Source organism: Anabaena lutea FACHB-196 (assembly GCF_014698305.1).
Taxonomy (GTDB): domain Bacteria; phylum Cyanobacteriota; class Cyanobacteriia; order Cyanobacteriales; family Nostocaceae; genus Anabaena; species Anabaena lutea.
The window spans coordinates 128,742-149,022 of record NZ_JACJST010000011.1; the positions used below are offsets into that span (position 1 = coordinate 128,742).

Sequence of the window (20,281 nt, forward strand, 5' to 3'; positions counted from 1 at the left end):
AGAGACAGATGGAAAACTGTAAATCAGGATTCTCTTAACACATATCCCACACCCCGCACCGTTTGAATAAGACGCTTGAGACCATCTTCTTCAATTTTTAACCGCAAGTAGCGAATGTATACTTCAATCACATTCGATTCACCCATAAAGTCATAACCCCAGACATTTTCTAAAATTTGTTCGCGGGTTAATACTTCACGCGGATGTTCCATTAAGAACTTTAATAGTTCAAATTCCTTCATTGTCAAGTCAATCGCTCTACCATTGTGGATAGCGCGACGGGTTCCTATATCTAGAACCAGATCGCCAAAGCGTAATTGCTCTGTAGTATCAACATCAGGTTTAAGATAGAGGCGAATTAACTTCAGAAAATCTTCAGCACGATAAGGTTTGAGAATGTAATCATCAGCACCCGCTTCTAGACAAGCTACACGGTCATCAACGGTGTCCCTCGCCATTAAAACTAGCACGGGGGAACAGTTACCCATGCTGCGGAGATTTCTACACAAGGAGAGTCCTGATTCTCCTACCAGCATTCTGTCTACAACTATTAAAGCAGGTTGGCGATGGTTATGCCCGCCTGCGGCATCACGGCAATGTTGTAAACCGCTGTTCGCATCATGAGCTAAAATGGCATCATAGCCAGCTTCTTGTAAATCAAAAGCCAGCTGATTAGCTAGACTTTCATCGGGTTCAATCACCAGAACACAGGGACTGTGAGCAAGTATCATATTAATTATTAATTGGTAATGGGTGATTGGTAATTGGTAATTGGTAATTGGTAATTGGTAATTAGTAAAAACCATCTCCTATGAGTTATTACTTTTTAACCTATGACATAAATCTTAGAAAATACTACTGATTGCAAATTGGTATCAATAATGTTTTAGCACCTTACGGTATAAAACATCGATTTTGGCAAGATGCAAATCTTATCACTCATTCCAAATACTATCCCTTAACTCTCAATTCTGGAAGAAACCAAGTTAGGAGTGAGCTAATCATTATTGAAACTTCATCAAAGCATCCTTGTATCAAGTTCCCATATTTATAGCCGTGGACAGGGCGGTTAGGACACCAACTGATTATAAAACTCTCACTAAAAGAGGGTTTTACTCCTGACTCCTGACTCCTGACTCCTGCTATATGTATGGGGTTTCCCCTGTACCTCTTCGTTGATATTCAGCAAACCCTAAAGATGAAAGCCAGTTGCTGAACGGGGAACCCCCCAAATCTGCACTGGCTTACTACTGACCACTGACTTATAAAAATTAAGGCAATTCTACTGACGTGGGTTTGGCAATATGTGGCAGACCCCAACCTAATTTTTCCCGTAAAATCCGGAAAAACTCTGGTGATTGTAGACGAATAAACCTAGCAGTGTATGGCGATCGCTCTAAATATACTCGATCCTCTGGTAAAACATAGCAGCCTCCATTCCCATCTACCACCATCACCATCCGGGGGACATTGACCGGATAGATGTTAACCGGTTCGCTATCGGGAAATACCAAAGCCCTCGAAGCCAGGGAATGAGGACAAATCGGTACTAACTGCAACACAGGTACACCAGGAGTCACCACTGGACCACCAGCGCTTAAGGAATAAGCTGTTGAACCTGTTGGTGTGGAGACAATCACTCCATCAGCAGCAATGTCAACTGCTGCATGACGACCGATTTCTATTTCAAAATGGCACATTGAGGTTAATGGTTCTCGATGCAGCACCATTTCATTTAAACAGAGGGCTTCCCATAATATCGAGTCTCCCCGCAGAACTTGGACGGTGATCATGACTCGTTCTTCAATTTCATACTTACCTAACATCACCTGTTCCATTGCTTGGGGTAATTGGTTAAGGTAAGATTCCGTCAAAAATCCCATATGACCAGTATTCACCGTCAGAAGTGGGATACCACAGGGCGCGACTTGACGCGATGCAGCTAAAACAGTACCATCTCCCCCTAGTACTACTGCAAACTCCATGTCTGAGTCAAAACCAGGAGGTGTTAGACCCTCTATTGGGGTGTGGCATACGGGGCTATGCGGATTACAGTAGCCCAATATACCACCGATGCTCGTTGTCACACACACATCCCAACCAGCTGCGGTTAGCTGGTCTTTCAGTTCGATAGCGACACGACCCGCTATCGGTTTAATGTCGTTGTAGATAATGCCTGCTTTCGGCACACTCAAATATCCAAGTTTAGGCGATGCTTGACTTTTTTTGATCTCTCTCCGGTCTAGAGACGCGGAGATTCTATAATCATGTGTAAAAATTAGGTTAAAACCTGATTTTTTTCACTTTTGCCCCTAATTCCTACCTGAAAGTGCTGCATGGTTTCAGCAGAATTTTCGCGATGGTAGAGGAGTTTCACCTTGGCGTTTTAATTTTACCAGATTTTTGACAGCACCTAAGTAGAAAGGTGTTTTGCACCCATCCCAATCCCAGGAGGAGCGGGATGAACGGTTCAATCACTGTAATAGTTACACATTTTTGACTGATGTAGTCATCAATCTTAAATTTATTGACCAGGAATTTTAGATTTTAGATTTTAGATTTTAGATTTTAGATTAAAAAAAATTTGGTATAGGTTCCCCGTCCTGAAGGATTGCAAAATACTCGCTGCGCTGCGTACGCTTCGCTAACGTAAATCCCAAATCCAAAATTTTCAAGCTCTACACTTGTTTGGTGGAGTCAATCCAAAATCCAAAATACTCGCTGCGCTGCGTACGCTTCGCTAACGTAAATCCAAAATCGAGTGACTATTGACTATTGACTTTTGAAGATTGTTTAAAAGGGGTCTTTTTATTTTTCTGCTTTTTGATTTTAGTTTTCTCGTAATCTAACTCCTTCAGCTTTTTCATAATTCGGCTGAAGTACTCTTGCAGATAGGTTTCTACGGTAGCCGTTTGTTGTTTGTCTAAGCCAAATACTGTATATACTTCATCCATTGAGGCATTGAGGGCGGAACCACTAGCTAATACTTCGGTAAAGGCTAGTCTGTCAGCAATATTCCATCCCCACTGAAAAAACCGCAGCAAACCTTGTACAGTACGCAGTAAGCCAATGGGCATCCTTGTGACTCTGGCATCTTTTCCAGATAAGCGTTCGCAAATGCTAATAATTTCTTCTGCACTCCAAGCACGAGTACCAACTACAGGGAAGGATTGCTTGTGGGTTTCTGGCACACTCAAGGCACGGATAGCAAATTTAGCAATATCCTGAGTATCCATATAGGCGACTGGGGAAGATGCTCCTGTCACCCACACTGGCTGGTTTTCTAAAATAGGGATGCCATATTGACCTATTAAGCCTTGCATAAAGCCAGCTAAACGTAAAATGGTGTAGTTTAAGCCGGATTCAGTTAAGTATAGTTCTGTACATCGCTTAATTTCCATGAGCGGTACATTGGGATACTTCTCGGCATCCAAAATCGAAAAGAAGATAAATTGCTCAACATTAGCAGCCTTCGCAGCTTGAATTAATGCTACTTTGCCATCCCAGTCCACTTGCTTAATGGTGAGTGAGTCTGTGGGGCGAGATGTGGAGGCATCAATGACTGCGGTTACTCCCGCTAATGCTCCCTCTAAGGTTTGGGGATAACACAAGTCACCTTTTACAAGTTCTGCACCCCATTCTTTCAGAAAAGCAGCTTTCTTGGGACTGCGAACTAAACAGCGCACTTTGTACCCCTCATCGATTGCACGACGAGCCACTTGTCTTCCTAAGGTGCCAGTGGCACCGACGATTAATAATGTCATGGGGTCTTTATAAATTTTAATGTTTTATGAAAAGAATCTTAACAGAATTATCCTATGTAAATAAAAATTTACATAATTTTAATGAAGCAGGAGTCAGGAGTCAGGAGTCAGGAGTCAGGAGTCAGGAGTCAGGAGTCAGGATAAAGAAAGATTAATGCTCTCCCTCATCCTCCCCATCTTCCCTGCACCCCTGCACCTCTGCTTATTCTTCTGCACCCTGGATTTTAAGTAATAATGCACCTAAGGCCCAACCTACGAAGATTAAACCGAAGGATAATAAAGCTGCATTTAAGATTTCGCCGCCCATGTGCTGTGATTCTCCTTTGTGAATGGCTTGCTTATGTTTCCCGTTGTGGTGACTACTCGATTTGACTTGAAGGTTCAAATCTCATTTTTGCTAGTCCAGGGACTCAGGTAAACTAGGTCTAATAGAAACTCCACAAGAGGTACTTTTAGATTAGACCTGTGTGAACAATTTTAAACTACTTTAGCAGTTAATCTCCACGGGTTTGGCGGTAAATCCTTGTGCTTGTGGGAAGAGGGGCAAATTAATGACAATTACTGTGAATGAGATTTAGGTAGCAAATGAATCCTTTTAAAGATAAACGTCCACGTTTGGCGCTGACGCTGGGAGATCCTGCGGGAATTGGGACAGAGGTAATTTTGAAGGCTTTAGCAGATCCGGAAGTTGGCAACAACTGTGATCTGGTTTTGGTTGGTAGCGGGGATTTACTGTTACGTACCTATAAAAATTTAACAGAAAGTTCAGTATGTTTGGCAAATCCAGCAGAATTGTCTGTGATTGATGTTCCTACTACGGGTGAAATTATTCCTGGTGTGGGTAATGCAGCAAGTGGGGCGGCGAGTTTTGCTTATATGGAATATGCGATAGCTCAAACTTTAGCTGGTGAATTTGATGGGATTGTGACAGCACCTATTGCTAAATCTGCTTGGAAATCCGCAGGTTACAATTATCCTGGACAAACGGAACTTTTGGCTGATCAGGCTGGTGTTGAGCGTTTTGGAATGTTGTTTGTAGGGCGATCGCCTTTTACTGGTTGGACAATCCGCGCAATACTTGCTACCACACATATTCCTTTACGTCAAGTAGCTGATACTCTGACACCGCAATTATTAACTCAGAAACTAGATTTGCTGGTGGAGTGTTTAGAGAGAGATTTTGGGATAGAAAATGGGAGAATTGCGATCGCAGGTTTGAATCCCCACAGCGGTGAAATGGGACAACTGGGAACCGAAGAAATAGATTGGTTAATTCCCTGGATAGAGGAACAAAGGTGCAAGCGTCCAAATATGCAGCTAGATGGACCAATACCACCAGATACAATGTGGGTTAAACCAGGTATTGCTTGGTTTGGAAATGCTGAAATCAAAAATCCGGCTGATGCGTATTTAGCACTTTATCACGACCAAGGTTTAATTCCGGTGAAGTTGATGGCTTTTGATCGGGCTGTAAATACTACGATTGGTTTACCTTTTGTGCGGACTTCCCCAGATCATGGAACGGCTTTTGATATTGCGGGTAAGGGGATTGCTGATGCTACGAGTATGAAAGAGGCGATTAATTTGGCGGTAGAATTGGTGAAGCAGAGGTATAGAGTCAGGGTTGTAGGGTGAAGTTTAACAGTCTTAACATCGTAGAGACGATGCCTAAAAGTACAAGTTATCATGAAAAACTAAGTTAAAGACCTACAAGATCCACTAGAAGCAGCAGCTTATATTGAATTTTATTCTTTAACCAATTCTGAGGGTTTAATTCCCCCGCCTCTACAGGCAGCAAGTTTTGTGTCGGGGTCTAAATCTCCGTTGCAAAGCTTAATTACGAATTACGTATCCCTAGCGGGACCGTAGGCACTATTACGAATTATTTTAAAGCTTTGTATTGAGGCTTGAGTAGACACAAATTCCCTGGGTTTTGCTGGTTACAATGTACAAAAATAACATGAATTATCTAATCAAGCCTCAATAAATGTACTTAGGCAATTCAACTATTAAAAGCAAGTTGTTAAGCAAGAACAGCAATATTGTGGTGATGAGTTGCTTTTTCTAAAGTTTAAATTTTGCTACCTTCGGGTGGTTCAAACTTGTAACCATATCCCCGTACAGTTTTGATAAACTCTGGCAGACTAGAATCAATTTCCATTTTTTTCCGTAGCTGACCGATATGGACATCAACAACTCGTCCATCTCCGACGTAATCACAACCCCAAATTTTTTGGATGAGTTGGGGACGACTCCAAGCTTGACCGGGATGACTGGCTAAAAAATGTAAAATATTAAACTCTAAAGCGGTTAAGGCTAAAGGTTTATCGTTCAGTGTTACTTCTCTACCTTCTGGGTTAATCGCTAACTGTTTAAAGATCAGGCGTTGTGATTGACTAGGATGGATATAACGGATGCGTCTTAAAAGTGCTTCTACTCGGACTTCCACTTCTGCCAAACTAAATGGTTTAGTCATGAAGTCATCTGCACCTGCTGCTAGAACCTTTATTTTATCAGCTTCATCATTGCGGCTAGTGAGTATCAAAACTAAAACATTGGTACGACTTTGCATTTCTTGACAAAGTTTGTAGCCATTAGCGTCTGGCAAATTCCAATCTAGAATGACTAAAGCTGGGTTGAATTGCTCAAATAAAGCCAGCGCAGTCTTACCATCTGCGGCTGATTCTATTTGATATTTCCGACTTAAAAAACGGTATACGAGATTGCGGACGCTGAAGTCATCATCTACAATCAGAATTTTGGGAGTATTAGTGGAAAGCGTATCCATAAGGCAATGCAGTCTATGATTGATGTGGCAATTTGCTGTAGCGATAGACGGGGGTTTACGTGTTGTTTTTCAGAGTTCATTCGCTCCTAATGTGGCTTGAGGTGAAAAATCCTGTAATACTACCTGTATATCCTAAATTTTCCATAAAGTTCATCAAAACTTCAAACATGATAATGCTTAAAAAATGTATGCGTAATGTACAATTTAGGGATTTTTTGAAAAAATTTTGGTATAAATTCGACGATCTATCCTTCAAAGTCATGTAATTTTTAAGCATCCCTAGAACTACAAACAGCCCAAAAAACTGATAGATATCATTTATCCGTATCAATCATGATTATTTGAGTCAAACCGTTACATTTTATTATTCAAATGGGATGAAGTGAATCGGGTTATAAATTAGACTTTTCTCATTAGAAAATCTTATTGGCGTAACTGACGATCTAAATTTTTTAGGAGTTACGCATTGACAAAAAATATCAAATATGTATGTCCGTGAAAACTACATTGATCGTAGGGGTAAAGCGCAGTGCTAAACCCCTACCCCACGGTTGATTTATCGGTAAAAATAGAATTAGTTTCAGCCTGAAATAAAGTATTTTGGTGAACGCATATCATGATTGATTTGTACAGTGCCTAAGTCCTATTTTTATACAAATTTTTCTAATGAATTCTACAGATCAATCACCGCGTATCGAGATCTGTGCGTCTGCCTATTTGAAGATAAAACTATTTACACAGATTAAACAACGATAAAAATGGTTTGGTGGGCATTGCTCACCCTACAAAACTTAAAATTTTTCTATGATCACTATATAAAAATATCCAACTATACCCAAAGAAAGAGGTTGGAGATTGTCATACTAAGGAAAGATAAATTAAGTTTAAAGATTTTGCTAAATTGCTGTTAAGGTAATCGGTGACACCTATGACTAACAATCCTTTCAGTAGTATTAGTTCCCATCAGCAATCAATAGAAGCAGAGTCTGATGTTCATGTGATTAAATCTCGTCTGGAATGGGGTGAACCAGCTTTTACAATTTTAGATGTGCGCGATCGCTCGATTTACAACGAAGGTCATATTATGGGAGCAATGTCTATGCCCATAGATGAACTAGCAGACCGTGCAGCATTATCTTTAGATCACAAGCGTGATATTTACGTTTACGGTATCGATGAGGAGCAAACTGCTCAAGCTGCTCAAACACTTCGTTCTGCTGGGTTTTTTAATGTATCTCAAATCAAAGGTGGTTTTGGTGCATGGAAAGCTATCGGTGGTGCAACAGAAGGTATTATTGAAGCACTAACGCCACCAGGGGCAGACGACTATAATGTTGTATCTAGGATACAAAATCACCTAGAACACCAACAGAAATAAAACTCGTAATTAATAATTCAGGGACTTACAAAGAGGAAAATAGAAAAATATCCAATTACTTCGGACGGACTAGAAGCCCATAACACAAAATTGGATAGTTTCTTTTTTGGTGTTCCTTAATTGGGAATTGGCAATTGTTTGGAGAATTATGCCTCAGTGTTCAAATAAATCTTTAAACTGCAATAAATCCAAAGACACTATTGTGGGCAGAACTTGAAAGCATTCTTGGGCTAATTCCCAACGTCCTTCTCGTTGCAGCATTTGCGTCAGCTTTTGCTGTATACTTAGTAAGTAACGGACATCATTGGCGGCGTAATTTAGTTGAGCTTCAGATAAATTAGCGGCGTTACCCCAATCGGAACTTTGAGAGCTTTTATCTAGTTCTACTTGTTCTAACTCTTGCACTACGTCTTTGAGTCCGTGACGGTTGGTATAAGTGCGGGCTAACTTACTGGCAATTTTGGTACAAAAAACAGGCTGAACCTTAATTTTTAGGTTGTGGTGTAAGGTAGCAACGTCAAAACGGGCAAAGTGAAATACTTTGAGGACGTGGGTTGCTTCCAAGAGTTTTTTTAAATTTGGGGCTGTTGTTTGTCCTTTAGCGATGCGGATAGCTGTGACTTTTCCCTCTGGGTTGCACAACTGGACGAGACACAAGCGATCGCGCTGTGGTAATAGTCCCATTGTTTCGGTATCGACTGCGATCGCATCAGATTCTAAATACTGGGAGAGGTTAGCGTCATCAAGATCGCGATCGCTAACCTGAAAATCTGGTAATGTCATGAATGGTTCACAAAATAAATGACTGTGTCTATCAGACAAATTATTCATCAGACACTACATCATTATTGTGCAAGAAATCAGTAATAAAATCTATCTCTTGTTCATCTCGTATTCAAAAATATCTGCGTGAGGTAGACTTCTCCTTTTCCATTAGTAGCTACACCGACTCCTGTCAGCTTGTATTTTCCTTGTATATTTTTCAGATGTCCAGGACTATCAAGCCAACCAATCACAGCTTGGTTAGCCGGATTGTTATATCCAACGTTGAAAGCCACATTTTCGGCTGCATTTTCCAAGGGAAGAGGGATAGCCTTAACTCGCTGTTCAAATCCATGATGACTAAACTTAACCGTTCCTTTAGCCATGTTTTGACTGTGAATTCTGGCTTGCTGAGTGATATTTGCGTTTAAAGTTAATTTTGGCAGTCCTTGAGAAGCTCGATATTGATTAATTTGCTCAAAAACTAATTTCTCTAGAGTAGTAGTTTGAAAATTAAGATTAGGTATTGCTGCTTGACTAGAAGTATTCAATGACTGCTGATTTAGCGCGATTTTTTTGTGAGAATTATTGCTGGTTACAGGAGCGGTCATGAATCCACTAGCGAAGACAAGCGTACTTAAAGCGATGCCAAAAGCAGTTTGTCGAAACATAGAGAATTAAGTAGTGTATGGATTTATAAGACATATACTCTATCTTCTGATTCTGAGAATACATACCAGGATACTATTAAGTCTTCATGATCTGAGTAATTATGGGAATTTTCAGAGTTACAGCAGATTGCAGATCAATGAGGTACAGAATCTAAATTGAAACCTAGACACATTTGCCAGTTTTACTCTTGAACGGCAGTTGCTTTATGCCGGGGAACCCGTCCACCGCACTGCCTCCTCCTGACTCCTGAATTCTGCTGTATGAGTTCATTTTTATGACTATTGCATTTTACTTCTCTGAAAATCTGCCAATTTCATGACTTTTTGATTACCATAGTATCCATTGGTTGATGTCTCTGGTAGATGCCGCCTTAAATGTTCTTGACATAACATTATTATTCAAAAAATATCCAAAAAATAGTATCCACTGACAGATGTCGTGGACACTAAAACTATCAGGAAAACATTTTTGGAAAAACTGATCTGGTATGAATGTTATCGGTGAAACTTACTGAGGAGTGAGAAATTTTGCGACTGTTTGCACATCCTTGTCACCCCGTCCTGAACAGTTGATGATAATCTTGGGACTACCAGTTAATTGGGGACAGAGAGTTTCTAGGTAAGCGATCGCATGAGAAGTTTCTAAAGCTGGTATAATTCCCTCTAGCTTAGATAGCCGTTGGAATGCCTCTAAAGCCTCAGCATCAGTCACACTATAATATTCAGCCCGACCAATATCCTTCATATAGCTGTGTTCTGGCCCCACACCCGGATAATCTAACCCTGCACTAATCGAGTGAGGTTCAATGACTTGGCCATCATCATCTTGCAGAAGATAACTCATCGCCCCATGCAATACACCAACTTGTCCTTTTGTCAAGGTTGCCGCGTGTTTGCCAGTATTCACACCTTCTCCAGCAGCTTCCACCCCAATTAACCGCACAGATGGCTCCTTCACAAATTCGTGAAATAGTCCCATTGCATTAGAACCACCACCCACACAAGCCATGAGAATATCTGGTAAACCGCCCCATTTTTCTAATGCTTGAGCGCGGGTTTCTTCACCAATGACAGCGTGGAAATCTCGTACCATCATTGGGTAAGGATGGGGGCCAGCGACAGAACCGAGGATGTAATGAGTACTTTCTACATTCGTGACCCAGTCCCGAATGGCTTCAGAAGTGGCATCTTTAAGAGTTCCCGTACCGGCAGACACTGGGCGAACTTCTGCCCCCATTAACCGCATTCTGAACACGTTTAAAGCTTGGCGTTCCATGTCGTGAACACCCATATAAATCACGCATTCTAAACCAAAACGAGCGCAAACCGTCGCTGTTGCTACACCATGTTGTCCTGCACCGGTTTCAGCAATGACGCGCTGTTTACCCATGCGCTTGGCTAATAATACCTGACCGAGAGCATTATTAATTTTATGTGCGCCGGTGTGATTTAGATCTTCGCGTTTTAAATAAATTTGCGCTCCTGTACCATCGGGACGGGCATAATGAGCCGTAAGGCGTTGGGCGAAGTATAATGGTGTAGCACGTCCTACGTAATCACGCAGTAACCCTTGTAGTTCGGCTTGAAAACCAGGTTCATTGCGGTATTGCTGATAAGCTGTTTCTAGTTCAGCTAAGGCAGGCATTAGGGTTTCGGGAACATACTTACCACCGAAGCGGCCAAAGCGTCCTAGTTTATCGGGTACGGAAGCAGTTTGTGAGAAATTAGGGGAGAGGGGAGTAGTAGTCACGGATTGGGTAAAATAAGATAACAAAGTTAATTTTAATTCTAGAACTGTTGAGGATGCCGAGAAAGAGCATTATTCCCTCGTACCCAGTCTCCAGACTGGGAATGCTATCTTGGAGGTTCTACCTCCAGGTATAGTAGAGTCGGAGCCTCTCAACTGTATTCCCACGCAGAGCATGGGAACTAAAGAAAATCAAGATTCTTGTATCTCCTTTTGTAAAGCCTGAACTTGCTCAACAGATAATTCGGTAACTTCAGCAATTTGTTCTAAACTCATCCCAATTCTCAGCAAATTTAAAGCCAACTTTCTTGTTGTTTCAACCTTACCCTTAACTTCACCTTTAGCTTCACCTTCTTCTAAAGCTTCTTGATAAACCTTAGTTTGTTTCAACTCACTTAAACCTAACATAGCTTCAATCTCCTCTCGGCTCTTTTTGGGTAATTTGTAGACGATAATTGTCTCAATGAGGTTAATTAAATCCCGTTTGATGGTTGCATCAGTTAGCTGTTGGTTTGCTTGTGTGATTAGGCGTTTTGCTAGTGCTGGTGCAGCTTCCTCTGTTTCTATCACCAGTTTAACAACACCCACCCCCAAAGAACTCTCTCCTAACTCATCTAAATAAATGCGTTTAACTCGCTCAAGCAGCAAGATTTCCCCAAATTGTAAATTCTCTTCTCTTTCTATATTACGACTGGGATAGATAATCACAACCTGCCAAGGATGAGGAGTTTTGTATTGTCGTAGGTAGAGAAAAAGTTCCGCAAATAGACGAAAATATAAATCATCATCTGGCTGAAACTGAACTTCAACAATATAAAATGGTTTTTTGGGATCTTTGGTAGTTGGTAAAAATACACCATCTAAGCGAAAAGCCAGTTGTTTAACTTCACGTGATGTGAATTCATAAGTATCTGCTTCTGCGGGTGAATGGTTAATTAATTCAAAGAAAATGCTAGGAAATGCCTGAAATAAGCTATAGAAAATTGTATCTGTTTTCACGGTAATTGAGGAATTAATATAATTTTGGAAAACGAACCGCAGAGACGCAGAGAGCGCAGAGAGATTTTAAGAAAATAGTTTTGTCAAAAATGTGTTTCCTGCATCTTCAATTTTATCATCAAGAGAAAAAGTGAGGCTACGAACTCTGATTTTTCCAATATATTTATCAAGAGAATGATTTAATTCTGTTGGATAGACTAATACTGTTTCAGGACAACTTTTAGAAACTGCATAAGTTACTACTTGGGCTATATCTTCAGGAGAAGAATGTTTGGGGTTTTTATATTTAGTATCGAGAATGTATTTAGGTTTTGAATCTGTTTTGTCATATAAAATTAAGTCAGTTTTAAAATATATTTTTTCTCCTATATTAATTTTCTCTTGAGTTTTTAAAGTGAAATTATGGGGTAAATTTTTCTTTAGCCATTCTGCAACAAACATTTCATAAAGACGCGCCATATCTACTAAAAACGGTAAACTTGTATTTTTACCCTTTTCATGATTTGGGATAGTGTTGTCTAAAAAGAATCGGCAAAATTGATGTAAAATATAATAATCTTCATTTAAGCGGTGATAAAGTCGCCCAATACAATCTTCTGAACTACAAGGTTGTAAAGATACCATTCCTTGCATTGCGTGATAAGCTTTTCTAACTATCAATGATACTTTTTCTGTACAAAAACCGCTATGTCCAATATGAAAAAGCGTCCAAAACAATATTTGATTCTCTATAATATCAGCAGTATGTTCTTCATATTCACATTGTAATTTTACATTCCAAGGTTTTTTAATTATTTGTTGAACATTTAATCTTCCGCGCACATAAGCCAATTGCTCAGTTTTTGGTAGATAAGTACGATATAATTCTTTACGACAGCGTTCTATTATTGTATCTGCTAAAATATAAGCTAGGTGATTGTAAAAATCTTCTACAGATTCACAATTCATTAAGCCTTTAAGAAATTTAAAACTCTTTAAATTATAAGCATATTCCAACATTCCAAATAAATTTTTAATTGGTACTTTCGGATTTATTTTCAAAGCTAAATCAGAATTTAAAGGAATATAACCTACATATCCTTGAGCCGTTATTTTCCATTGATAACGAGTTTTAGGACTGGGAAATTCTACATTTACTTGTTTTTGGTATTTCTCATATAAAATAATTCCAACCTCTTCAGAAATTTCCTCACGAGAAAAAGATTGAGTTTTATATTCGATTATTTCAATAATTTTTAAATTTGCTGGGTTCATATTGTTATCTGTTTTTCGATTTTATCCCAGCGAAACTCATCTACTTTTTCTAGGTTGTTAAAAAAGTATTCTTCTAAATACGGTTCAATTTCCATTTTCCAAATATCTTCAATATCTTCTCGTAGATTAGGAGTCAAAAAGAAAGAAATACCAATTTCATAGTTTTTATCATTAATCGCTTGATTTAATTGTTTTAAAACATTAATTAAATGAATAGCTGCAAAATTTTTATTTAGGTGATATTTGAATAACACCAAATAATTAGGACGCAGTTCAATAAACGCAAAACGACGACGTAAAGCATGATCTATTTGTGCAATAGACCTATCTGCTGTGTTCATTGTGCCAATTATGCGGACATTTTCGGGAATACGAAATCTATTACCACCAGCTAGGGGAATTTCTTGATTACGGTATTCTAGTAAATACATTAATTCACCAAAAACCTGTGCTAAATTAGCGCGGTTAATTTCATCAATAATCAGAACACAAATATCTTGACAGAATTCTGCTTTTTTACAAAATTCTAAAAATCTACCGGGAACAAGTGGATATGTTAATTTACCATCGTCACTTTGAGGACGAATACCTTGAATAAAGTCTTCATAGGAATATGCTGGATGAAATTGGACTAATTCAGAGAAACCGTTACCTTCACTGATTAGGTGCTTTGCGAGTTTTTCAGCTATGAAAGTTTTACCTGTTCCGGGTGAACCGTAGAATATGGCTTGTTTCTTGCGATTAATTGTGCGTATCCAACGTTCTATAGTTGTCTCTTCAAAACAGATTTCTTTACTGATATCAGATAAACTATATTTAGGATTAGATTCAATATTTGTGTCCACTTTAGTAATCTTTTGTTGATTGAGATATTGAAAATCATATTTTTTTATGGCTATTAGCCAATAACAGAACATATCGAATAAATCATCATCTCGTAAAGCTGGTACACCAATCTGGTGCATATCTTGAGCCAATTCTTGAATCAGATTACGTCCTGTATTATTAAGTTCTGGATAATCTGTAAGTTTGTTACCGTAGTTTGTATTAGAAAAATAATTAATAACTCTTTGTGATGTGTTATTTATCAATAAAAATTCATTCGGTTGTAGTGCATTCAGAATAGGAGTTAGTATTCCCATATGGAAACCTTTAGATTCAAAGAATTGTGAAAACTGCAACCTCACACAATAACTAAATAATTGCTTTGGATTACCATTACAGCAACGCACAAAATTTAAAATAACATTAGCAATTTGATTCCAGTCTTCACTTTTACTCCAGTTTGCTTCTTCAAACCATTCTTTAATATCTTTGGTAATAGCTGGAGCAATATGAATCCAAGCACCTTTTTGACGATTATTGCTTGTATTACTATGAGGTAAAAGTTGTAATAATACTAATTCTGTTATATTTTCACCTCTATCTGCTGCTGCTGTAATTGTCTCAAAATTACGATAAGCCTCTTGACGTTGCTGAGTATATGAATTGATATGACTTATCCCATCTGCTGTATAGGGATAGGAATTTATAAATTCATAAAATAATTGTATAAATTCAGATTTATGATTTAGCATAAATAATTATCATTAAATATTATTTTTTAGTAGACGATATACGGGATTTATCTGGAATTAAAGACTCAAATAACTGAAATTCACTATGTTTTAAATAACGATAACTTTGTGGGGGATGAAATCTGGGAATTTTGGCTCTCAGAGTTTCCAGTTCTATCGGCTTATGTAGCTCTTTTAGATTTTTAATAAAAATAGCAACAATTGTTGAAGCAGTATTGTAATATGTTTTATATTCATTACAACTAATTCCAGCTATATTTTCAATCTCCTTCCAAAAATTATTTATGTCTTTTGGCTTTGCTTGAATTTCATTTTGAATTATATTATCTACCTCAAATGTAGCAACTAAAGCCTTTGTAGGAGATGAAACATATACTAAAACTAAGTCACCTTTTTGTAAGCGAGTACGAACACGACGTAGTTCTACTTTTTTCTCTCCAGACAAAATCATTGCTGCATATTTAGGTTTAATTGATAACATTAATATATTCTCAAACATAATCTTATTTTTCACTTTTTATTTAAAACACCTAAATTATATAACGTTGGGAAATGAGAATTTTGGATTTTACAAGCCGACTGAAAAGTTGATTTTTTATTTAAAACCGCTTGAACTTTTTTTAATAGAACAGGATATTTAAATAACTCTGTATTGCTAAAACGAATTGCTATTATATCACCATTTTTATCTTGAGGTATCTTCATAATATCATCTAACTTATACACTCCTAATCTTTGAAAACGTTGATAAAGCTCTTTAGGCTTACCAATGATGACTTCATCAATAAATGAGCAAGCTCTAATAGAACTTATTCCACAGTATGAATTGTACTTATCTTCACTTACATACCAGAGAATTCTACCAGGAGCATTTAATCCTCCTGAATTTTTCGCAGATTTATAGTATACAGCTTCACGATTAAATGCAAGTTCTTTTTTTTGTCCTAATAGTAATATTTGTTGAGCCAAATATTCATCAAATAAATCCTGCGCCCATCTAGGTTGAATAGGAATAATAAAATTATTTATTTCAGAATCAATAATTTTTGCTGGAAAAAGGAATTTTTCAAAATCTGCTGATGCTTTAATATCCTTAATTAAGGATTCTGAATTAAGACTTTCAGCAATTTTCATACAAAAGTTATATTCTTGACTTAAACAAAAACCTATATCATCAAAGCGTATTGATAACTCTGATGCAGTTTCTGCAACTGCTAAATTTATCTTTAACCATCCGTTATTAACTCGAATAAAGTTATCTTCCTGAATAGCTTTAATTACTGCTTCTTCTAAATATGGATCAGTAATTCTAGTAAATTGTCGATTTTCATTAGCAGAAAGTAATATTGATTTAAAAATTATATGTCTTGCTAATGTAGCTGATAGAGGGTTGTTACTTACTCTTAAAAGTGGGATTTCTAATTCATTGTTTTTATTTCTACTATAAACAAATAAAGCAATAGGTAATTCTTCTTGCTCTGCAACTATATAACACTCGAATTTATCTGTTTCCGAAATAAATCTTCTTAAATTTTGTCGAAATTTAGATATATTTTCTTGCTGATCCTCACACAAAAAATGTTTAGTTAATAATTCTTCCTGTCCTTTTTTAATTGGTATTTTTTCTAACGAAGTTCCAGCCAAGCGTACAGGCTGATAATCAGGTTTATTACGCAGTTCATCTAGTTGTCGTATGAGTTCATTAGGAGTTAATATGGAAAGTCTGAAATTTTGATATATTTCATCTGCAATTTCTAATAAATCCTGTTCATTGGTTATAAAAACATGAGAATCTGATGCTATGGCTCTGGCTAAATGAGGTACATCAATATCATCTATAAATACTTTTTTATTTACAAAAAAAACCTTTAATTTTTCTTTTATTATGTCTAAATTATGATTGTTGCATGGTGGTAAAGACGTAAAATTTTGAGATAGTTTTAATAGATTATTTCTTTCTTTGCTATCACTAATTGAAATAATATAATTATTGATTTGACCAGTTATACATAATTCTAATTCTGACTTAAGCCAATCGCTTAAAAGTAATTTTGCTGCTTCATTTTCTTTATTTTCATTTTGACACAAAAGTAAAAAAATATGTCTATCAATTACGGCACAAAGTTTTGATTCTAGCTTTTGGGTAAAAATTGAAGATAACAGATTAGTATGTCCATGATCGAACCACCAATATACAAGTTCTTTTCGAGCTTTACTATTACCTGGTTTTTCATATTGAGCAACAAAATTTAGCCTTGACCACATAGATTGCAGTCCATAATCATGGCGACAACTCAATCCAATACCGCTATATTTATCTTTAGTAATTTTTTTGAGTTCATCAACCAATGAATCGCTAATACGTTGTTTTCTATATGAGGGATCTATACAAAGATGAACAATTGTAATTCTGTCATAAGAATTACGATATAGTAAATAACCAATACATTTGAATTCCGGTTCAATAGCTACAAGGATCTGACGCTTGATAGCACGTTCTATAAAAGCATCTTTAGGAAATAATCCAAGCCTTGAACGGTTAAGACTCCATAAATCTATTACAGCCTGTAAATAAGGAGATTTATCATCTATTGATTCTATTTTTATGTTATTTTTGTTTGTCATATTTTTAACCTTGCGATTATAGACTGCATAGCAGCTTAGTTCTTTAAACAAACGGTTATTGTCTATTATGTAGCAATTATATATCCGATTGCTCCCGCTTAGGCTAAAATAGACAATAGCTAAACTAAAATTATAAAAGTTTATTTTTTCTGCATTAAATTTTATGGCTTCTAATCCCAAATCTGACAAACGCTTTGTCTACCAAGAATTTGGTAACGGTAGTTCACCCGCACTCGAACGCGCTGTAGAACGGGGAATCCAAGATTTACCCCCAAATCAGCAAAATGTGAGAATCCAAGCCACTCGCGCTGGACGCAAAGGTAAAACTGTAACGGTAATTACTGGGTTTCAAACTAAACCAGAAACTTTAGCTACTTTATTAAAACAGTTAAAAGCCCAATGTGGTACAGGTGGGACTCTGAAAGATAACGAAATTGAAGTTCAGGGAGATCATAAACAGAAGATTTTAGAGATTTTGGTCAAACTTGGTTACAAAGCCAAAATCAGCGGTGGTTGAAGAGTGCGGTTTACCGTATCTTTTCAGGAATTGTATTTATAGCAGGTGATGTTAATTGTAGAGATGTGGAATATTAACAGGAGGCTGAAATGGATTTAGTACGGATTTTATGCGCGGTTTTTCTGCCACCTTTAGGAGTATTTTTGCAAGTTGGTTTTGGTCTGGACTTTTGGATTAATATCGTTTTGACTTTGTGCGGATATCTTCCAGGAATTATTCACGCGATTTGGATAATTGCGAAGAAATAATTATTGCTGAGAGGTAGGTGTTATTTTCCTATCTCTCTATTTTTTTTACTAACTTAAAAAATTTCACCAAAAGTCCAGAATATGAAAATAAAGTATCCCATTAATTTTCACAAAGGTCTAACTTTCCTTATCGTGTTGGGACTAATGTTTTTATATCATAATTTTACTATTGGAGCTTGGGTTTATCTTGCCCTTCATAGTACTTATGGTTTTCTTTGGTTAATAAAAGATACTATATTTCCAGATAAACAATGGGAGCAGAAAATTCCCACTGTTCAAGGAATAATTACCTTTTTTCTACTTGGCTTGTACTGGGTAGCACCATTTATTCTCATTAGTAGCGGTACTGTTCCACCTTTACCATTAGTAGCTGCTGCTATTTCTTTGAATATTGTGGGTGTGTTTTTACATTTTACCAGTGATGCCCAGAAATACTATACACTCAAGTATAAAACTGGACTAATTACAGAAGGTTTCTTTGCCAGATGTCGTAATACTAACTACCTAGGAGAAGTATTAATTTATCTGGCATTTGCTATGTTAGCTCAACATTGGCTACCTTTACTAATTCTTGGGTTATTTATAGCTATGATATTTGTTCCCAACATGATCAAAAAAGATAAATCTCTGTCTCGATACCCTGAGTTTGCAGAATACAAAGAAAATTCTGGTTTGCTGTTTCCTAAACTATGGACATCCAGGAATATTCAAAACGAAGAAACTACTGCTTAACGAGAATAAAGATACAACAATATAATTTTACCTTCACCAAAGAGAGTTTTATGAACTACAAAGGTATTGCTTTAGCAGCTTTTTTGGGTATTGCTACACCTGCGATTCTTGATATTGCTATTCCTCAACCTGTACTAGCAGCAAAATACAATTATCCAAAAGGCACATTTGTTGATAAAGAATGGAAAGTCAGTTTGTCATTTAATAATAATGTTTATTATTACTATGGTGAAAAACTTAATAGTAATGCTTATATAAGCCTGTCTGGTGCTGTCGCTTCAGGAACTAACGACCGTCAAGTTTACACTTGGAATAATAATGGCACAAAATATCAAGTAAGTTGGCGGCCAAGTGATCCGAGTTTTATTCGGGTAGAGGTAAAAAGTCCTAATGGTAAGGTGATTTTGAATCGGTTACTCATGGCTACGGGAGATTAGAGAAATTGATTGATAACGGGTTATGGGTAATAGGTGAAAGCTTATTACCTATTTGCTCAACAAATTATGATGGATATTTTAGTTACAAAATAAAATATATTTACTTAAGATAAATTGTCAGGAGTTCATAAATGACTACAGTAGTATGTTGGTTAAACAAAGACAGAGGTGTAAATTGTGAACTGGCAATATTTGGTTTTTGTCATGTTAGCTCTGAATTTAAAATAATTCATTTATATCAAAAAAACAAAGATAATCCATTAGATATTGTAGTTACAGAAGAAAATACCTTAGATGATAACCATTTACTCATACTTGGCGATAAAAAGAAAGAAATACGTCAACTTATCGAGAACAAAAGAGCAGAATACGTTGAAAACGAGTTTTTATGGTGGTATTCTCCTAAAGAAGTAATAGAAAGTCTTATAGAAGAAGAAAAATTTAAGACTATAGGTGGTTCAATACAGACGTGTATTGCCGCAGAATCTGAATTTAAAATATATGCCAATGCTTTTCCTAGAAAACAAGGTATTCAACAAGAAACAATGTTGTATCAAAATATAGATCCTGATGATATTGTTAATATTGGTAATTGTTTTATAGCCTTTCCAATATTTCCAATATTTTGACCAATTTAATAACGATAAATATCTCTAAAATGAGCTTATTCATTTCCACAGATATTGTCCAAGCCAGTTGATTTAAAAAACTTGGGAATTATCTAAAATTTATTATTGATATCTAATACTACTTCTACAAATTAATGAAATATGGATTTATTG

20 protein-coding genes are annotated in these 20,281 nt (G+C 36.9%); 7 read left to right on the top strand and 13 right to left on the bottom strand.

Annotation, left to right across the window (positions count from 1 at the left end):
- Positions 1-23: 23 nt before the first annotated feature.
- From nblR to petM, 4 genes are all read right to left on the bottom strand, one after another.
- Entirely contained in the window at positions 24-731 is a 708-nt protein-coding gene (gene nblR / locus H6G59_RS13660; RefSeq protein WP_190715346.1) for a response regulator transcription factor NblR, read from the bottom strand.
- 540 nt (positions 732-1,271) lie between these two features.
- The gene (locus H6G59_RS13665) at positions 1,272-2,189 is read right to left on the bottom strand and encodes an NAD(+) kinase (protein WP_127056666.1); all 918 of its coding nucleotides are present in this window, start codon (positions 2,187-2,189) and stop codon (positions 1,272-1,274) included.
- A gap of 576 nt (positions 2,190-2,765) precedes the next feature.
- The gene (locus tag H6G59_RS13670) at positions 2,766-3,764 is read right to left on the bottom strand and encodes an SDR family oxidoreductase (RefSeq protein ID WP_190715223.1); all 999 of its coding nucleotides are present in this window, start codon (positions 3,762-3,764) and stop codon (positions 2,766-2,768) included.
- Positions 3,765-3,966: 202 nt separating this feature from the next.
- Entirely contained in the window at positions 3,967-4,071 is a 105-nt protein-coding gene (gene petM, locus H6G59_RS13675) for a cytochrome b6-f complex subunit PetM (RefSeq protein WP_006199111.1), read from the bottom strand.
- Positions 4,072-4,349: 278 nt separating this feature from the next.
- Between petM and pdxA the strand changes: the two genes are divergently transcribed.
- Positions 4,350-5,399, top strand: coding sequence for a 4-hydroxythreonine-4-phosphate dehydrogenase PdxA (gene pdxA / locus H6G59_RS13680; protein WP_190715226.1), 1,050 nt, complete (start codon positions 4,350-4,352; stop codon positions 5,397-5,399).
- A 436-nt stretch (positions 5,400-5,835) separates the two neighbouring features.
- On the opposite strand, the gene H6G59_RS13685 is transcribed toward pdxA, so the two are convergent.
- On the bottom strand, positions 5,836-6,552 hold the full coding sequence (locus H6G59_RS13685; protein WP_127056662.1) for a response regulator transcription factor: 717 nt from the start codon (positions 6,550-6,552) through the stop codon (positions 5,836-5,838).
- A 928-nt stretch (positions 6,553-7,480) separates the two neighbouring features.
- On the opposite strand from H6G59_RS13685, the gene H6G59_RS13690 reads away from it, so the two are divergent.
- Complete coding sequence (locus H6G59_RS13690; RefSeq protein WP_190715228.1) at positions 7,481-7,930, top strand: rhodanese-like domain-containing protein; 450 nt, start codon at positions 7,481-7,483, stop codon at positions 7,928-7,930.
- A gap of 153 nt (positions 7,931-8,083) precedes the next feature.
- Here the strand turns inward: H6G59_RS13690 and H6G59_RS13695 are convergent, their stop codons facing one another.
- The 8 genes from H6G59_RS13695 to H6G59_RS13730 form a co-directional block, all read right to left on the bottom strand.
- A complete protein-coding gene (locus tag H6G59_RS13695; RefSeq protein WP_190715230.1) occupies positions 8,084-8,713 on the bottom strand; it encodes a ribonuclease D in 630 nt (209 codons plus the stop codon).
- Between the two features lie 101 nt (positions 8,714-8,814).
- The gene (locus tag H6G59_RS13700) at positions 8,815-9,363 is read right to left on the bottom strand and encodes a CAP domain-containing protein (RefSeq protein ID WP_190715231.1); all 549 of its coding nucleotides are present in this window, start codon (positions 9,361-9,363) and stop codon (positions 8,815-8,817) included.
- 508 nt (positions 9,364-9,871) lie between these two features.
- A complete protein-coding gene (gene trpB / locus H6G59_RS13705) occupies positions 9,872-11,113 on the bottom strand; it encodes a tryptophan synthase subunit beta (RefSeq protein WP_190715232.1) in 1,242 nt (413 codons plus the stop codon).
- Between the two features lie 189 nt (positions 11,114-11,302).
- A complete protein-coding gene (locus tag H6G59_RS13710) occupies positions 11,303-12,109 on the bottom strand; it encodes an Rpn family recombination-promoting nuclease/putative transposase (protein WP_190715234.1) in 807 nt (268 codons plus the stop codon).
- A gap of 66 nt (positions 12,110-12,175) precedes the next feature.
- The gene (locus H6G59_RS13715) at positions 12,176-13,363 is read right to left on the bottom strand and encodes an McrC family protein (RefSeq protein WP_190715236.1); all 1,188 of its coding nucleotides are present in this window, start codon (positions 13,361-13,363) and stop codon (positions 12,176-12,178) included.
- On the bottom strand, positions 13,360-14,940 hold the full coding sequence (locus H6G59_RS13720; RefSeq protein ID WP_190715238.1) for an McrB family protein: 1,581 nt from the start codon (positions 14,938-14,940) through the stop codon (positions 13,360-13,362). The genes H6G59_RS13715 and H6G59_RS13720 overlap by 4 nt, the downstream gene beginning before the upstream one ends.
- Positions 14,941-14,959: 19 nt before the next feature.
- A complete protein-coding gene (locus H6G59_RS13725; RefSeq protein ID WP_190715240.1) occupies positions 14,960-15,439 on the bottom strand; it encodes an ASCH domain-containing protein in 480 nt (159 codons plus the stop codon).
- A gap of 11 nt (positions 15,440-15,450) precedes the next feature.
- A complete protein-coding gene (locus H6G59_RS13730; protein WP_190715242.1) occupies positions 15,451-17,565 on the bottom strand; it encodes a PIN domain-containing protein in 2,115 nt (704 codons plus the stop codon).
- A gap of 163 nt (positions 17,566-17,728) precedes the next feature.
- On the opposite strand from H6G59_RS13730, the gene H6G59_RS13735 reads away from it, so the two are divergent.
- The 5 genes from H6G59_RS13735 to H6G59_RS13755 all read left to right on the top strand — a co-directional run bounded on the left by H6G59_RS13735 (position 17,729) and on the right by H6G59_RS13755 (position 20,128).
- Complete coding sequence (locus tag H6G59_RS13735; protein WP_190715244.1) at positions 17,729-18,082, top strand: translation initiation factor; 354 nt, start codon at positions 17,729-17,731, stop codon at positions 18,080-18,082.
- An 89-nt stretch (positions 18,083-18,171) separates the two neighbouring features.
- Positions 18,172-18,330 carry a YqaE/Pmp3 family membrane protein gene (locus tag H6G59_RS13740; RefSeq protein WP_190715247.1) on the top strand — a complete coding sequence of 53 codons (159 nt, stop codon included), beginning with the start codon at positions 18,172-18,174 and terminating at the stop codon, positions 18,328-18,330.
- Positions 18,331-18,411: 81 nt separating this feature from the next.
- On the top strand, positions 18,412-19,062 hold the full coding sequence (locus tag H6G59_RS13745; protein ID WP_190715249.1) for a methyltransferase family protein: 651 nt from the start codon (positions 18,412-18,414) through the stop codon (positions 19,060-19,062).
- A gap of 50 nt (positions 19,063-19,112) precedes the next feature.
- The gene (locus H6G59_RS13750) at positions 19,113-19,499 is read left to right on the top strand and encodes a hypothetical protein (RefSeq protein ID WP_190715251.1); all 387 of its coding nucleotides are present in this window, start codon (positions 19,113-19,115) and stop codon (positions 19,497-19,499) included.
- Positions 19,500-19,630: 131 nt separating this feature from the next.
- Positions 19,631-20,128, top strand: a complete 498-nt coding sequence (locus H6G59_RS13755; protein WP_190715253.1) for a hypothetical protein — start codon at positions 19,631-19,633, stop codon at positions 20,126-20,128.
- Positions 20,129-20,281: the final 153 nt, after the last annotated feature.

What these genes read in the sequence shown, in the direction of transcription:
- H6G59_RS13725 (WP_190715240.1), bottom strand. Translation starts at nt 15,439, where the DNA reads ATGTTTGAGAATATATTAATGTTATCAATTAAACCTAAATATGCAGCA.
- H6G59_RS13700 (WP_190715231.1), bottom strand. Translation starts at nt 9,363, where the DNA reads ATGTTTCGACAAACTGCTTTTGGCATCGCTTTAAGTACGCTTGTCTTC.
- nblR (WP_190715346.1), bottom strand. Translation starts at nt 731, where the DNA reads ATGATACTTGCTCACAGTCCCTGTGTTCTGGTGATTGAACCCGATGAA.
- H6G59_RS13740 (WP_190715247.1), top strand. Translation starts at nt 18,172, where the DNA reads ATGGATTTAGTACGGATTTTATGCGCGGTTTTTCTGCCACCTTTAGGA.
- H6G59_RS13750 (WP_190715251.1), top strand. Translation starts at nt 19,113, where the DNA reads ATGAACTACAAAGGTATTGCTTTAGCAGCTTTTTTGGGTATTGCTACA.
- petM (WP_006199111.1), bottom strand. Translation starts at nt 4,071, where the DNA reads ATGGGCGGCGAAATCTTAAATGCAGCTTTATTATCCTTCGGTTTAATC.
- H6G59_RS13755 (WP_190715253.1), top strand. Translation starts at nt 19,631, where the DNA reads ATGACTACAGTAGTATGTTGGTTAAACAAAGACAGAGGTGTAAATTGT.
- H6G59_RS13730 (WP_190715242.1), bottom strand. Translation starts at nt 17,565, where the DNA reads ATGACAAACAAAAATAACATAAAAATAGAATCAATAGATGATAAATCT.
- H6G59_RS13695 (WP_190715230.1), bottom strand. Translation starts at nt 8,713, where the DNA reads ATGACATTACCAGATTTTCAGGTTAGCGATCGCGATCTTGATGACGCT.
- H6G59_RS13735 (WP_190715244.1), top strand. Translation starts at nt 17,729, where the DNA reads ATGGCTTCTAATCCCAAATCTGACAAACGCTTTGTCTACCAAGAATTT.
- H6G59_RS13720 (WP_190715238.1), bottom strand. Translation starts at nt 14,940, where the DNA reads ATGCTAAATCATAAATCTGAATTTATACAATTATTTTATGAATTTATA.
- H6G59_RS13715 (WP_190715236.1), bottom strand. Translation starts at nt 13,363, where the DNA reads ATGAACCCAGCAAATTTAAAAATTATTGAAATAATCGAATATAAAACT.
- H6G59_RS13670 (WP_190715223.1), bottom strand. Translation starts at nt 3,764, where the DNA reads ATGACATTATTAATCGTCGGTGCCACTGGCACCTTAGGAAGACAAGTG.
- H6G59_RS13745 (WP_190715249.1), top strand. Translation starts at nt 18,412, where the DNA reads ATGAAAATAAAGTATCCCATTAATTTTCACAAAGGTCTAACTTTCCTT.
- H6G59_RS13685 (WP_127056662.1), bottom strand. Translation starts at nt 6,552, where the DNA reads ATGGATACGCTTTCCACTAATACTCCCAAAATTCTGATTGTAGATGAT.
- pdxA (WP_190715226.1), top strand. Translation starts at nt 4,350, where the DNA reads ATGAATCCTTTTAAAGATAAACGTCCACGTTTGGCGCTGACGCTGGGA.
- H6G59_RS13690 (WP_190715228.1), top strand. Translation starts at nt 7,481, where the DNA reads ATGACTAACAATCCTTTCAGTAGTATTAGTTCCCATCAGCAATCAATA.